Below are 13037 nucleotides of genomic sequence, written 5' to 3'. Positions count from 1 at the left end.
TCGTTGCATGAAGTCATTGCATTCGTGCGAACGATCTCTTATAATTTCGTTCTCAGACGCGGGGTGGAGCAGTCTGGCAGCTCGTCGGGCTCATAACCCGAAGGTCACAGGTTCAAATCCTGTCCCCGCAACCAGTTTCATGCGAAAGCCTTGATTTCGATTCGAAATCAAGGCTTTTTGCTTTGGCGCGCGGCATCCGCACGCTCAACGATCGACGCGCTTCGCGCACCCGGCTCGGCCTCGCCCGCCTCTATCCGGCAGCCGATGGACGGGCAGCGCGTTTCCGGCGCGCCCGATAGAATGCTGACCAGCTTCGGCATCACCCCCATCTCACCAATCCAGGGCTGGACAGCAGCCTGCGTCACCGTTTTCCGGTGAGCCATCCCCTCGCATCCCAAGTCACGCTGCTTGGAGAAAACTATGTACAGCCAACGCTTGTTCGCCAGTTGGGGCGATATGGATTTCAATGCGCACATGCGCAACACGGCCTACCTCGACAAGGCGGCCGACGTGCGCATGAGGTTCTTCGCCGAACACGACTTCCCGATGAGTGAATTCGTGCGCCAGGGCCTGGGGCCCGTCGTCATGAAGGATGAAATCGAGTACATGCGCGAATTTCACCTGCTCGAGGAGGTGGAGGTCTCGCTCTGCCTGGCCGGCATGTCGGACGACGGCAGCCGCATGTTCATCCGCAATGAATTCTTTCGCGAGGGCAAGCTCGCCGCACGGGTGACCTCGACGGTCGGATGGCTGGATCGGAAGCAGCGCCGCCTGATATGTCCTCCCGGCCCGCTGCTTGCCGCCTTGCAGGCGCTGGACAAGAGCGACGACTTCGCGGTGCTGCCGAGCAGCGCCAATTCGCAGTAAGCGCTTCGACCCGACGAAGCCTAGGCCGCCCGCGCGGTATCGAGCGGGCGGCCCCTTCGTTCAGGCGGCCCGCCTTCGGCGGAACCCGAATACCCGGCGGCCCGACACCGACGACTTACACCGGCTCGCACGCCCTTCGCTGCGCCCACATCCCGGAGGACATCCGCCGCCGCGCTCGAGCGACGGGCCCCGCCCTCGTCCCGCCCTCGTGCGCGGCTCCACGCCCATGCGCCCGATGATCGCAGCCCGGGCCCGCGTATCGCTTCCCTTCGCGTCTCCGTGCAAATCCCGATCCGCCCCGCACTGTCGGCCGCCATCGCAAAATGATAAGTTCCCGCTGAGACCAGAAGTGGCACGGTGAACGCCGGCCTCGCCGCCGCGCCGCACCTTCGCCTGATCATCCCAATCGACTAACAAACGGGCCCCCGCGTGAAACTCGATGGCTGCTATATCAATCTCGACCGGAGCGCCGAGCGCCGCGACCTGATGGAGGCGCAACTGCGCGAACTGGGCGTCGCCGACCTGATCCGGCGGTTCGCGGCCGTCGACGGCCGCGCGCACGGCCCCTACGAGGGCATCGCCCAGAATGGCGCCTGGGCCTGCCGGCGCTCGCACGAGGCCGCGCTCGGCGCGGCATCCCCGGACAGCGCGACGATCGTGCTCGAGGACGACGTCGAGATCAGCCACCACTTCCCCGCGATCCTGCAACCGGACACGATCGCCCACTTCGCCGCCACCTCGCCCGAAGTCGACATGGCATTCCTCGACTGCTGCATCTACTGGGCGCAGGCGCCGCTGCTGCTCGCGAAGAGCGAGGGCCGCATGACGCAACGCGCAGCGGATGCGCCCGACGACGTCCGCCACCGGCTCGCGACCGTCGACGTGCTCGATGCGCGCGGCATCTACGCGTATTGCGCGGCCGCCTATGTCGTGACGCCGAAGGGCAAGCGCACGCTGGCGCGCCTGTTCGAAGCCGCTGCGGCCGATCCGGCCACGCCGATCGACACGCTGTACAACCGCTGGATCCACACCGGCGCGCTGGACGCGCGGATCTTCGTGCCGTTCCTCGCGACGCCGCGGCTCACGCTCGCGTCGACGATCGGCTGCGAGGACGGCGATCTGCCCGTGATCGATCCGGACGAACGTTTCTGGGCCGGCGTATTCCGGCGCCTCGTATTCGCCGGCAATCCGGCGTTCGATCTCGCGCAACTCGAGACCCACCTGAACCCCGCGCGCGCATCACGCGAATACCTGCTCGGGATGCGCGTCTATGAACACTTCCGCACGCTGACCTGAGGCGCGCGACGGCGGCGCGCCGGGCCGGGGCATGCAAGAATGCCCCGGCCCGGTGATACACTCGCGTCACTGTCCAGCCTCCCCGACCTATGAAATTCTGCTCCGTCTGCGGCCACGAAGTCATTGCGCGCATCCCGTCCGGCGACAACCGCGAGCGCTTCGTGTGCGACCAATGCGGCACGATTCACTACCAGAATCCGCGCAACGTGGTCGGCACGATCCCCGTCTGGGGCGATCAGGTGCTGCTGTGCCGGCGCGCGATCGAGCCGCGCTACGGCTATTGGACGCTGCCGGCTGGCTTCATGGAGATGGGCGAGACCACCGCCGAGGCGGCCGCGCGCGAGACGCTCGAGGAGGCCGGGGCGCGCGTCGAGGTGCAAAGCCTGTTCTCGCTCCTGAACGTGCCGCACGTGCATCAGGTCCACCTGTTCTATCTCGCGCGCCTCACCGATCCGTCCTACGCGGCCGGCGAGGAAAGCCTCGAGGTGCGGCTGTTCGACGAGGCCGACATTCCCTGGGACGAGCTGGCCTTCCCGACCGTCAGCCAGACCCTGCGCTTCTTCTTCGCCGACCGCGAGGCAGGCGACTACGGCGTGCACACAGGCGACATCTTCCGTTCGCTGCGCAACGGCTGAGCGCGGGCCGGCATGGTTCCCTGGCTCGGCCCCGACGATCCGTTTCCGCCCATCGAGCGCGCGCTCGGCGCAACGAGCGGCGCGCCGGGCCTGCTCGCCGCGAGCGCCGACCTGCTGCCCTCGCGGCTCATCGACGCGTATCACCGCGGCATCTTCCCGTGGTATTCGGACGGCCAGCCGGTGCTGTGGTGGAGCCCCGACCCGCGCATGATCCTCGCGCCGCGCGAATTCAAGATCTCCCCGTCCTTCAGGAAAACCCTCAAACGCGTGCTGCGCGAACCGCGCTGGGAGGTGCGGGTCGATCATGATTTCGCCGGCGTGATGCGCGCGTGCGCGCAAGCGCCGCGCGCCGGACAGCGCGGCACCTGGATCACGGCGGAGATCATCGACGCGTACGCGTCGCTGCATCGCACGGGCCACGCGCACAGCATCGAGACCTGGCTCGACGGCGAGCGCGTCGGCGGGCTGTACGGCGTGTCGTTCGGCAGGATGTTCTTCGGCGAATCGATGTTCGCCAACGTCAGCGATGCGTCGAAAATCGCACTCGCCACGCTCGTCGCGCACCTGCGCGAACACGGGGTGGAAATGATTGATTGCCAGCAGAATACGTCGCATCTGGCGTCGCTGGGCGGACGGGAAATCGCGCGCAAGGCCTTCGTCGCCCAGGTGCGCCGCGCGGTTGCCGAACCGGCGATCCCCTGGCGGTTCGACAAGGCCGCCCTTGCCGTCCTGGTCGGCCATGCCGCACCGGCGGCAGCGGGCAACACCGAGCGCTAGTGCGGCACATCGTCCACGCATCGAGAGCTGCCTGTGACTGATCTCACTGAGTTGCCGCATTCACGCGGCAGTTCTATCAAGGCCGCTTCCACGAGACCGATCTGACTCCGTTATTGCCGCCAATATTGTGGTCGATTCGAAAGGAAATGGCCGCGACAAGCGCGGCGAGCGCCGCTCGTCCCCAATTCACCGCAATACAAAAATGTGTAGCAATCCGATGACAAATACTGTGGCGATTGCGGCATAGAAAGCCACTTTCGTCCGCAGGAAATCGAGCTTGCCAGACTTCCGTTCGTATTCGTTATCCAGGTTCCAGAAATCAGCCGCCGAATCGGGGCGATAGGAGAGATTCAGGACGACGATCGCGCCAGCCGCAACGAACAGAACCAACGTCAGGACCGTAACGACCATTGATATTCCCTCACTTGGAGGTCCACCGATAGAACTCATCCCGCTCATCTTGATACACGTCGCTGGCCATCTCGCCGCCAATAGCGCCCGCGCTCGTGCCGATGTATACGAGTATCGCGGCGCAGACAGGTTCAGCGGGCCCGCACAGGAACGAGGCGAACAGACCTGCAATGCCGCCGCCTGGCATCGAGCCCGCAGATACCGCTCTGCCGTGCAGCCTCCTTCACTTTCTTGTCCGCGTGGATGATGGCACCCACCGCAAACAGGGAGGTGACGAGCATGGCAACTTTTGCCATGACCCGCATCCTGCGAGTGGCTGCGTTGACGTCATCGTTCGGACGCCCCGCCGCCTCGATGACCACGTAGTAAACCTTGTTTCGTTCCCGCTCCGTCAGTGCTGAAAACGGTTGATTGAATTCTCGCCGGGCGTACTTGTCCAGATAGTAGTCAAAGCCTCTCGACTTGAGCTTTATCTTCTCGGCACTGGCAACGCCGATAGCACTGGTATATCGCCGATACTCGACAAAGAGCTTGTCTCGCAGCTAGTTAATATAAATCGCGCCGTCCTTGACCGTGATGTGTCCGTGACCGACCTGCTTCATAGCTGCAACAGAACGTCTTCACGCTAATGTGCGCCACTCTCGGTGCCCGCCCGTCACGACCGGACAAGAATTTCCCCCCTTATTCCCGCTTGGCCGAGCCCGCTCGATGAACCTACAGTCAGGCCTAGACATGATGCATTTAGCCCCGTTTTTATGTTAATTTCGTCGTAGCCAGTTTCGTAGTCGTCCGACCAGGAGGCTCGTCGGACCCAGCCACACAAACTGATGATTGATAAAGGTTTTTGATGGCAATCGTTGATAGACTGCCAGCAGAATATGTCGCATCTGGCGTCGTTGGGCGGCCGGGAAATCGCGCGCAGGGCGTTCGTCGCCCAGGTGCGCCGCGCGGTCGCCGAACCGGCGATCCCCCGGCGGTTCGACAAGACCGCCCTTGCCGTCCTGGTCGGCCGCGCCGGCCCGACGGCAGCGGGCCACACCGAGCGCTAGCGCGGCACACCGTCCACGCATCGAGAGCTGCCCATGACTCACCCCACTGAGCTGCCGCTTTCACCGCTATCCGCGTTGCAGTTCTACGCAACGGCGCCGTACCCGTGCAGCTACCTGGACGGCCGCGTCGCGCGCTCGCAAGTCGCCACGCCCAGCCACCTGATCAACTCCGACATCTACACCGAGCTGGTGAAGGCCGGCTTCCGGCGTTCCGGCGTATTCACCTACCGCCCCTATTGCGACGGCTGCCGCGCCTGCATTCCGGTGCGCGTGCCCGTCGACGCCTTCACGCCCGGCCGGACCCAGCGCCGCATGTGGAAGCGCCATCGCGGGCTGGTCGCGACCGTCTCGCCGCTGCACTACGACGAAGAACACTACGCGCTCTACATGCGCTACCAATCGGCCCGCCACGCGGGCGGCGGCATGGACCGCGACAGCCGCGACCAGTACGAGCAGTTCCTGCTGCAAAGCCGGATCAATTCGCGCCTCGTCGAGTTCCGCGACCTCGAATCGCCGGGCGGCGAGCCGGGCACGCTGCGGATGGTCAGCATGATCGACATCCTCGGCGACGGCCTGTCGTCGGTCTACACGTTCTTCGAGCCGGACGACGGGCACACCAGCTACGGCACCTACAACATCCTGTGGCAAATCGAACAGGCGAAAAGCCTGCGACTGCCTTACGTGTATCTCGGCTACTGGATCCGCGAAAGCCCGAAGATGGCCTACAAGGCCAATTTCCGGCCGCTCGAAGGGCTCGTCGAGGGACGCTGGCGCGTGCTGGATCCGGCCCGCATCGACCTGCCGCCCGTCGACGCCGCGCTCGTGCGCGCGCCGCTGCCGGGCGGGCACTCCGGCACGCCCTGAGCCGCCGCGGCGCGGGCCGTCGGCCCGCCCGCCAACTCCGCTAAAATAGCGGGTTACCAATTTTCCGGCCTCGCCCTACCGTCGTGTTCAGCTCCCTCTATCCGCTCGCCCGCGCGTCCCTCTTCAAGATGGATGCGGAAGATGCCCATCACCTCACCCTGCGCCTGCTCGGCGCCGCCGGCCGCACCGGCCTCGCGAGCGCGTTCGCGCCGCGCGTGCCGGATGCGCCGCGCACCGTGATGGGCCTGACCTTCCGCAACCCGGTCGGGCTCGCCGCCGGCCTCGACAAGGACGGCGCCTGCATCGACGGGCTCGCCGCGCTCGGCTTCGGCTTCATCGAGGTCGGCACGGTCACGCCGCGCCCGCAGCCGGGCAACCCGCGCCCGCGCATCTTCCGGCTGCCCGACGCGAACGCCGTGATCAACCGGATGGGCTTCAACAACGGCGGCGTCGACCAGTTCGTGAAGAACGTGCAGGCCGCCCGCTATCGCGGCACGCTCGGCCTGAACATCGGCAAGAACGCCGACACCCCGATCGAGCGCGCGGCCGACGACTACCTGTACTGCCTGGAACGCGTCTATCCGTTCGCGAGCTACGTGACGATCAACATCTCGTCGCCGAACACCAAGAACCTGCGCCAGTTGCAGGGCGCGGGCGAGCTCGACGCGCTGCTCGCGGCGCTCAAGGACAAGCAGCAGCGCCTCGCCGACCTGCACGGCAAGCTCGTGCCGCTCGCGCTGAAGATCGCGCCGGATCTCGACGACGAGCAGATCAAGGAGATCGCCGCGACCCTCGTGCGGCACCGCATCGAGGCCGTGATCGCCACCAACACCACGTTGTCGCGCACCGCCGTGCAGGGTCTGCCGCATGCCGACGAGGCCGGCGGCCTGTCCGGCCGGCCGGTGTTCGACGCGTCAACGGCCGTGATCCGCAAGCTGCGCGCGGAACTGGGCGACGCGCTGCCGATCATCGGCGTCGGCGGCATCTTCTCGGGCGACGACGCGCGGGCGAAGCTCGCGGCAGGCGCGTCCCTGGTGCAGCTCTACACGGGCTTCATCTACCGCGGCCCGGCGCTCGTCGCCGAGTGCGCGAAAGCGCTTCGCACCGCGTAATATAGACATAAACAAACAGTATTTAAGATTCGATTGCCTTTTCGCTATCATGGCCCGCTGTCATACACGCCCGTATCGGGCAAGCAAAGGAGCACGATGAAAGTAGCGCTGCTGAAGAAGATTCTGGTTGCCGGCCTGATCGGCGCGTCGTTCGCCGCCGCCACCGCGCATGCGGCCGATCTGCTCGACGAGGTCAAGCAGCGCGGCACGCTGCGGGTCGGCCTCGAAGGCACGTTCCCGCCGTTCAACTCGAAGAATCCGCAGGGCGAGCTGGTCGGTTACGACGTCGACATCGCGAAAGCGGTGGCCGCGAAGCTCGGCGTGAAGCCCGAATTCGTGACGATCGAATGGAGCGCGATCATCGCCGGCCTGCAGGCAGGCAAGTTCGACGTGATCGCCAATCAGGTCGGCATCACCGACAAGCGCAAGGAGGCGTTCGACTTCTCGCCCGCGTATACGTACTCGGCCGCGCAGCTGATCCAGCGCAAGGACGACAGCCGCCAGTTCAAGTCGCTCGACGACCTGAAGGGCAAGAAGCTCGGCGTCGGCCTCGGCACCAACTACATGGACATGGCGAAATCGGTGCCCGGCATCGACGTGAAGACCTACCCGGGCGCGCCCGAGTACCTGCGCGATCTGGCCGCCGGCCGTCTCGACGCGGCGCTCAACGACCGCCTGATGCTGGCCTACCTGCTGAAGAACTCGCAGCTGCCGCTGCGCACCGGCGCGCTGCTCGGCTCGGGCGATCCGTCGGGGATTCCGTTCAAGAAGGGCAATCCGAAGTTCGCGAAGGCGATCGACGACGCCATGGCGCAGCTCGAAGCCGACGGCACCTTCACGAAGATCTCCGACAAGTGGTTCGGTATCGACGTGACGAAGCCGATCAAGTAAATTCCGCATTCGCCGCGCCCCGCGCGGCGTCACTCCAGGGCGGCATCCGCAACGATGCCGCCCTGCGCTTTTTCGCCCGGTTTATGATTGCGCTTTCGCGCACGCTCCCCCGTATTACATGTCGACCACTACCCTGCTCGTTCAATCGCTCCCGGTGCTCGCCCAAGGCGCGGTGCTGACGGTCAAGTTCGCCGTGCTGTCGATGGTGTTCGGCCTGATCGCCGCCGTCGCCCTCGCGCTGATGGGCATCAGCCGCATCGCAGTGCTCGCGGGTCTCGCGCGCGTCTACGTGAGCCTGATGCGCGGCACGCCGCTGCTCGTGCAGATCTTCGTGATCTACTACGGGCTGCCGAGCCTCGGCATCTCGCTCGACCCGACGCCCGCCGGGGTGATCGCGCTGTCCGCGAACGTGGCGGCCTACATGTCCGAAAGCATGCGCGGCGCGATCAACGGCATCGACAAGGGCCAATGGCTCGCGTCGTACAGCCTGGGCTTGTCGTGGGGGCAGACGCTGCGCTACGTGATCGGCCCGCAGGCGCTGCGGATCGCCGTGCCCAGCCTGTCGAACAGCCTCATCAGCCTGATCAAGGACACCTCGCTCGTGTCGGTGATCACCGTCACCGAGCTGCTGCGCAGCGCCCAGGAAATCATCGCGTCGACCTACCAGCCGCTGCCGCTCTATCTCGCCGCGGCCGCCGTGTATTGGGTGCTGTGCCAGATCCTCGAATGGGCGCAGCGCTGGTACGAGCGCCGGCTCGCGCTGCCGAGCCGGCACTGAGCGCGCCGCGCCGGCGTCACTCCATCGGATAGCGCAGGCCGAGCGCCGCGCGCGCCGCGTCGGCCATCGCGATCATCGCGCGCGAATGCGCGTGCGTGATCAGCGGGCTTTCCAGCCGGCCCGCGCGCAACAGCTCGCAGAAGTGCGCGATCTCGTAGTTGAGCCCGCCGCCCTCGAACGGCGCATCGAGCTCGACCACGCGCGCGTCCGCGTAGCGGATCGTCGCCCGGGCCGGATTCCACCAGTTCTCGTGGATCGTCACGTGGCCGCCCTCGGCCGCCAGCAGCGCGTCGCCGCGCCCCATCACGTCGAGTCCGCAGAACAGCTGCGCCACGCCGCCCCGCGCATGGCGGCTGTTCAGGCTGGAAAACACGTCGACGCCCGTCGCGCCGAGCCGGCCGAGCGTCTGCACCTCGTCGGCCGCGCCGAGCCAGTCGACCGCGAGAAACAGCTCGTAGATGCCGATGTCGAGCAGCGCGCCGCCCGCCTGTTCGAAGCGGTAGACCGGATGGTCCGCCGGCACCGTCGACATCGCGCAGCCCGCGCGCACCAGCCGCACCTCGCCGATCGGATCGCGCTCGAGGTGCGCGCGCAGTTCGCGATACAGCGGATAGAACGGCGGCTTCATCGCCTCCATGAACAACCGCCCGGCCGCCTGGGCGGCGGCCAGCACCGCGTCCAGCTGCCGCGCGTTGATCATCGCCGGCTTCTCGCACAGCACCGCCTTGCCCGCGGCAAGCGCGGCAAGCGCGTACTGCGCATGGCTGTCGTTGAGAGTGGCGATGTAGATCGCGTCGAGATCGGCCGCGAGCAGCGCGTCGAGGCTGTCGCAGGCGCGGCCGCCGTGCGCCGCGCAGAAATCCGCCGCGGCCTCCGGGCGGCGCGCCCACACATGGGTGAGCGTCGCGTCGCCGACGTGCGCCACGCTGTGCGCGAAGCGGCGCGCGATACTGCCCGCGCCGATGATGCCGAAGCGGATCGGCGCATGAGGGGAAAGGGTCATCGATAGAGGTCCGGGGTCGGCTGTAGGGGCGGCCGACGCACGCGCCGGCCGGCCGTCATGATAAACGGCCGGCGGCCGGCCCGCGACCCGCCCGCTACCCGCGCTCGGGGATCTCCACCGCGAAGTTGCGCATTTCCTCGGCCGTGTAGTCGATCAGCTGCAGCGCCGCCGCCTCCGCTTCGCGCGGATCGCGCCGCTCGATCGCCGTGACCACCCGGCCATGCGCGCTCAGCGCCAGCTCGCGGATCCCCTCGCGCTGGCTCATGCGGGGGTTGACGAGACGCAGCGCGCCCCGAATGATCGCGGCCATCTGCTGAAAGAACTGGTTGCCGCTCGCATACACGATGCGGGTATGCAGCAGTTCGTCCGCCGCGTCGTAGCCCGGCTCGCCCGGCTCGACCAGCCGGAACGCGTCGAATGCGTCGCGGATGCCCGCGATCTCGCCCGCGTTCGCGCGGGTCGCGGCCTGCGCCGTGGCGCGCGGCTCGATCAGCATCCGGAACTCGATCACGTCGCGCATGAATTGCGGATCGGGTTTCGCGCGAAAGCGCCAGTTCACGACGTCCTCGTCGATCATCCGCCAGTCATGCATCGGACGCACGCGCGTGCCGACCTTGGGGCGAACATCGAGCATGTCGCGTGCGAGCAACATCGACAGCGCTTCCCGCATCACGGTCCGACTCACGTCGAACTCCTTGGACAAGACATCCTGCGGCGGCAGGATCCCGCCGTACTTGTCTTCGACAATGCCGGTGACAAGCCCGTCCATCACTTTGCTGACCAGTGACCGGTCTTTTCCCTGTTCCATGAGACCTCCCCGAAACGACGTCTGTGTAGGCACACTGCCCCCGCAGTCTGGCCGGCCCCTGCTCCAGAAATAAAAAGATGAAACCGTGAAGCTATTGTTCTTATGTTCGATACGTTGCTGAGTTCGACGCCAATGCGCTATCTGGATATCACCTGACAGGGTTATCCCTCTTACCATATCCAGAGAAAATTCGGACTCAAAAAAGCCCGGCAAGCTTCCAGAAAGCTTACCGGGCCTGGGTTTTCGCCGGAAGCCGCGCGCCGTTTCGACACGCGCGCGGGCACCCGCTCAATGCTTTGGATAACTGATCGACTCGACACCCTGCGCCGTGCCGAGCAGGCACAGATCCGCGCCGCGCGCGGCGAACAGGCCCACCGTCACGACGCCCGGCCAACTGTTGACGGCCGCCTCGAGCGCGCGCGGATCGGTGATCGCGAGCCCCTTCACGTCGAGGATCTCGTTGCCGTTGTCGGTGAGGAACGGCGTGCCGTCCTGCGCGACCCGCACCACCGGCACGCCGCCCAGCGCCGCGAGACGGCGGCCGATCGCGGTGCGCGCCATCGGCACCACCTCGACGGGCAGCGGGAAGCCGCCGAGCACCGGCACGCGCTTGCTGCCGTCCGCGATGCAGACGAACGTATCGGACACCGACGCAACGATCTTCTCGCGCGTCAGCGCGCCGCCGCCGCCCTTGATCATCGCGCCGCTCGCGTCGATCTCGTCCGCGCCGTCGACATAGACCTGCAGCCCGTCGATCTCGTTCAGGTCGAATACCTTGATGCCGTACGACTTCAGGCGCTCGGTGGTCGCGATCGAGCTCGACACCGCGCCGCGATAGCGCGTCTTGACGGCGGCCAGCGCGTCGATGAAGCAGTTCGCGGTCGAGCCGGTGCCCACCCCGATCACGGCGCCTTCCGGCACGTTCTGGATCACATAATCAGCGGCGGCCTGGCCGACCAGGCGTTTGAGTTCGTCTTGGGTCATGGGAAATGGACTGCGGTAAAAGTAAGTGCGGGAAAAAACGCAAGTTTACCGGAGTCGTGGCGCATCCCGCCGATCGACGGATCAATCGACGGATCGGCTTGCGCGCCGCTCAGCGCGCGGCCGGCGCCTGGAGCGCCGCGTCGCGCTCGGGCGGCGCGGCCTGCGGGAAGTATTTGTCCAGCAGCGCCTGCGCGATCGCGTCGGTTTGCGCGTCCGGGTTGCCCGCGTAGTCGGACGGCCGGAAATGCATCTGGAACGCGGCGAACACGCGCCGCGTACGCGCATCGAGCACCCCGTCGGTCGCGACGTCGTAGCCGTAGCGCGCCAGCTTGAGCTGCAGCGCGCGCACCTCGACCGGTGCGTCGGGCGCGCGCCCGCCGAGCCGCGCGGCCACCGTCGCGTCGTCCGGCCATGCGCCGACGCCCGCCTGCGCGAGCGTGCGCCACGGAAACAGCGGCCCCGGATCGATCTTGCGCTGCGGCGCGATGTCGCTGTGTCCGACCACCCGCGTCGGCGGAATCCGATAGCGTGCGACGATGTCCTTCGCGAGCCGCACGATCGCCTCGACCTGCGCGGGCGGATACGGTTGCCAGGTCCGTCCTGCCGGCGTATCGATCGGCCCGCGGTTGACGTTCTCGATGCCGATCGACACGCCGTTCAGTTCCGTCGTGCCCTGCCACTCGCTCACCCCCGCATGCCATGCGCGCTGCGATTCGGGCACCAGCTGGTAGACGACGGGCTCGCCGCCCACCTGCGTCGGCTCCGCGGGCACCACGTAGTGCGCGCTGACGGCTTCCTCGGTCAGCACGTGCAGCGACTGCGCCTCGTCGATCTCGGTGTAATGCATCACGAGGAAACGGATCCGCGGATCCGCGCCCTGCGCGGGACGGCTCGTATCCGCATAGTAGGTGCCGCGCTCCACGAGCGTGGGCGAGGTGCAGGCGGCCAGGGCGCACAGGCTGGCGGCAAGGGCGGCGCGTAGCGGGAAGTTCATGGATGGGACGGGCAGGCGGGTGGAAAAGCGCGCCGGCCGCGGCGCGGGGAGCCGACGACCCCGCCGCGCGGCGGGGAGATTCACGGCGTGCGCCCGGTCGCCCCGGCGCGGCGGATCGCGCAACTAGGCGTTCGATTCTAGCAAATGGCTTGTGTTAAGAAAGGGGGCTCGCAACAATCGATTCCCGTTGCGGCGGAATCGCGCCGGCGCCGGCCCCGGCCGCGTCCGGCGCTCGATGCCGGCGGCTCGCGAGCCCGGCCCCCGCGCCGGGCGTTGCACGACATGACGCGTCCCGGGCCCGCCGGCGGCCTTTCGGGATCACCCCATCCTGACGCGGCGGACGGCGAATGGCATGCTCGTCCGCACGGCGGCCGGCAATCACGGCCGCGCCCCGCCCCGGACGACGACCTGGGCGAGCGCCGGCAACGCCCCTGCCCGCGCCCGAGACGCAAGCGCCGAACGCGCGCAGGCGGCGCAACGATGCAGCGCCACGCCCGGCCGGCTCCGAGCCCGGCGCCGATGACACAACCCGTGCGCCGGCGCGCAACCGGGTCGAGACAAGGAAGGA

15 protein-coding genes, 1 tRNA gene and 1 pseudogene are annotated in these 13037 nt (G+C 67.1%); 10 read left to right on the top strand and 7 right to left on the bottom strand.

The genetic code is table 11. The annotated features are described in order from the left end of the window. The first annotated feature begins 57 nt into the window (after positions 1–57). Positions 58–134, top strand: a tRNA-Met gene (locus AC1RQF_RS18985). A gap of 33 nt (positions 135–167) precedes the next feature. Here the strand turns inward: AC1RQF_RS18985 and AC1RQF_RS18980 are convergent. Then, positions 168–383 (bottom strand): hypothetical protein, encoded by a 216-nt coding sequence (locus AC1RQF_RS18980; RefSeq protein ID WP_492872689.1) that lies wholly within the window; start codon positions 381–383, stop codon positions 168–170. 37 nt (positions 384–420) lie between these two features. On the opposite strand from AC1RQF_RS18980, the gene AC1RQF_RS18975 reads away from it, so the two are divergent. The 4 genes from AC1RQF_RS18975 (at position 421) to aat (ending at position 3575) form a co-directional block, all read left to right on the top strand. Continuing rightward, positions 421–867, top strand: a complete 447-nt coding sequence (locus tag AC1RQF_RS18975) for an acyl-CoA thioesterase (RefSeq protein WP_274003448.1) — start codon at positions 421–423, stop codon at positions 865–867. Positions 868–1296: 429 nt separating this feature from the next. After that, the gene (locus AC1RQF_RS18970) at positions 1297–2163 is read left to right on the top strand and encodes a glycosyltransferase family 25 protein (RefSeq protein ID WP_274003450.1); all 867 of its coding nucleotides are present in this window, start codon (positions 1297–1299) and stop codon (positions 2161–2163) included. An 89-nt stretch (positions 2164–2252) separates the two neighbouring features. Beyond that, a complete protein-coding gene (locus AC1RQF_RS18965) occupies positions 2253–2798 on the top strand; it encodes an NUDIX hydrolase (protein WP_274003452.1) in 546 nt (181 codons plus the stop codon). Between the two features lie 12 nt (positions 2799–2810). Further along, positions 2811–3575, top strand: coding sequence for a leucyl/phenylalanyl-tRNA--protein transferase (aat, locus tag AC1RQF_RS18960; protein WP_274003453.1), 765 nt, complete (start codon positions 2811–2813; stop codon positions 3573–3575). Positions 3576–3761: 186 nt separating this feature from the next. On the opposite strand, the gene AC1RQF_RS18955 is transcribed toward aat, so the two are convergent. Further along, positions 3762–3986, bottom strand: a complete 225-nt coding sequence (locus tag AC1RQF_RS18955) for a hypothetical protein (RefSeq protein WP_274003454.1) — start codon at positions 3984–3986, stop codon at positions 3762–3764. Between the two features lie 131 nt (positions 3987–4117). Beyond that, positions 4118–4282, bottom strand: coding sequence for a hypothetical protein (locus AC1RQF_RS18950; RefSeq protein WP_492872688.1), 165 nt, complete (start codon positions 4280–4282; stop codon positions 4118–4120). A gap of 561 nt (positions 4283–4843) precedes the next feature. On the opposite strand from AC1RQF_RS18950, the pseudogene AC1RQF_RS18945 reads away from it, so the two are divergent. From AC1RQF_RS18945 to AC1RQF_RS18925, 5 genes and pseudogenes are all read left to right on the top strand, one after another. Next, positions 4844–5035: pseudogene (locus AC1RQF_RS18945) on the top strand (leucyl/phenylalanyl-tRNA--protein transferase); the annotation flags it as partial. Positions 5036–5068: 33 nt separating this feature from the next. Beyond that, entirely contained in the window at positions 5069–5899 is an 831-nt protein-coding gene (locus AC1RQF_RS18940; protein ID WP_274003456.1) for an arginyltransferase, read from the top strand. A gap of 83 nt (positions 5900–5982) precedes the next feature. Continuing rightward, positions 5983–7011, top strand: coding sequence for a quinone-dependent dihydroorotate dehydrogenase (locus tag AC1RQF_RS18935; protein ID WP_274003458.1), 1029 nt, complete (start codon positions 5983–5985; stop codon positions 7009–7011). Positions 7012–7107: 96 nt separating this feature from the next. Next, positions 7108–7902, top strand: coding sequence for a cystine ABC transporter substrate-binding protein (locus tag AC1RQF_RS18930; protein ID WP_274003460.1), 795 nt, complete (start codon positions 7108–7110; stop codon positions 7900–7902). Positions 7903–8020: 118 nt separating this feature from the next. Continuing rightward, on the top strand, positions 8021–8680 hold the full coding sequence (locus AC1RQF_RS18925) for an amino acid ABC transporter permease (RefSeq protein ID WP_274003461.1): 660 nt from the start codon (positions 8021–8023) through the stop codon (positions 8678–8680). A gap of 16 nt (positions 8681–8696) precedes the next feature. Here the strand turns inward: AC1RQF_RS18925 and AC1RQF_RS18920 are convergent, their stop codons facing one another. From AC1RQF_RS18920 to AC1RQF_RS18905, 4 genes are all read right to left on the bottom strand, one after another. After that, on the bottom strand, positions 8697–9683 hold the full coding sequence (locus tag AC1RQF_RS18920) for a Gfo/Idh/MocA family protein (RefSeq protein ID WP_492872687.1): 987 nt from the start codon (positions 9681–9683) through the stop codon (positions 8697–8699). A 94-nt stretch (positions 9684–9777) separates the two neighbouring features. Further along, a complete protein-coding gene (locus AC1RQF_RS18915) occupies positions 9778–10491 on the bottom strand; it encodes a FadR/GntR family transcriptional regulator (RefSeq protein ID WP_274003466.1) in 714 nt (237 codons plus the stop codon). A 288-nt stretch (positions 10492–10779) separates the two neighbouring features. Beyond that, on the bottom strand, positions 10780–11475 hold the full coding sequence (gene rpiA, locus AC1RQF_RS18910) for a ribose-5-phosphate isomerase RpiA (protein WP_492872686.1): 696 nt from the start codon (positions 11473–11475) through the stop codon (positions 10780–10782). Between the two features lie 109 nt (positions 11476–11584). Continuing rightward, positions 11585–12469 (bottom strand): N-acetylmuramoyl-L-alanine amidase, encoded by an 885-nt coding sequence (locus AC1RQF_RS18905; RefSeq protein ID WP_274003468.1) that lies wholly within the window; start codon positions 12467–12469, stop codon positions 11585–11587. Positions 12470–13037: the final 568 nt, after the last annotated feature.

It is taken from the genome of Burkholderia sp. GW821-FHT14F03, from assembly GCF_058803765.1.
The sequence above is the reverse complement of the archived record's forward strand: the minus strand, read 5'-3'. Positions and strand labels throughout refer to the sequence as shown.

Bases quoted from the DNA above. Each gene is read 5' to 3' on its own strand.
- AC1RQF_RS18925 (WP_274003461.1), top strand. From the start codon at position 8,021: ATGTCGACCACTACCCTGCTCGTTCAATCGCTCCCGGTGCTCGCCCAA.
- AC1RQF_RS18975 (WP_274003448.1), top strand. From the start codon at position 421: ATGTACAGCCAACGCTTGTTCGCCAGTTGGGGCGATATGGATTTCAAT.
- AC1RQF_RS18950 (WP_492872688.1), bottom strand. From the start codon at position 4,282: ATGGCAAAAGTTGCCATGCTCGTCACCTCCCTGTTTGCGGTGGGTGCC.
- AC1RQF_RS18905 (WP_274003468.1), bottom strand. From the start codon at position 12,469: ATGAACTTCCCGCTACGCGCCGCCCTTGCCGCCAGCCTGTGCGCCCTG.
- AC1RQF_RS18940 (WP_274003456.1), top strand. From the start codon at position 5,069: ATGACTCACCCCACTGAGCTGCCGCTTTCACCGCTATCCGCGTTGCAG.
- AC1RQF_RS18955 (WP_274003454.1), bottom strand. From the start codon at position 3,986: ATGGTCGTTACGGTCCTGACGTTGGTTCTGTTCGTTGCGGCTGGCGCG.
- AC1RQF_RS18920 (WP_492872687.1), bottom strand. From the start codon at position 9,683: ATGACCCTTTCCCCTCATGCGCCGATCCGCTTCGGCATCATCGGCGCG.
- AC1RQF_RS18965 (WP_274003452.1), top strand. From the start codon at position 2,253: ATGAAATTCTGCTCCGTCTGCGGCCACGAAGTCATTGCGCGCATCCCG.
- AC1RQF_RS18980 (WP_492872689.1), bottom strand. From the start codon at position 383: ATGGCTCACCGGAAAACGGTGACGCAGGCTGCTGTCCAGCCCTGGATT.
- rpiA (WP_492872686.1), bottom strand. From the start codon at position 11,475: ATGACCCAAGACGAACTCAAACGCCTGGTCGGCCAGGCCGCCGCTGAT.
- AC1RQF_RS18915 (WP_274003466.1), bottom strand. From the start codon at position 10,491: ATGGAACAGGGAAAAGACCGGTCACTGGTCAGCAAAGTGATGGACGGG.
- AC1RQF_RS18930 (WP_274003460.1), top strand. From the start codon at position 7,108: ATGAAAGTAGCGCTGCTGAAGAAGATTCTGGTTGCCGGCCTGATCGGC.
- aat (WP_274003453.1), top strand. From the start codon at position 2,811: ATGGTTCCCTGGCTCGGCCCCGACGATCCGTTTCCGCCCATCGAGCGC.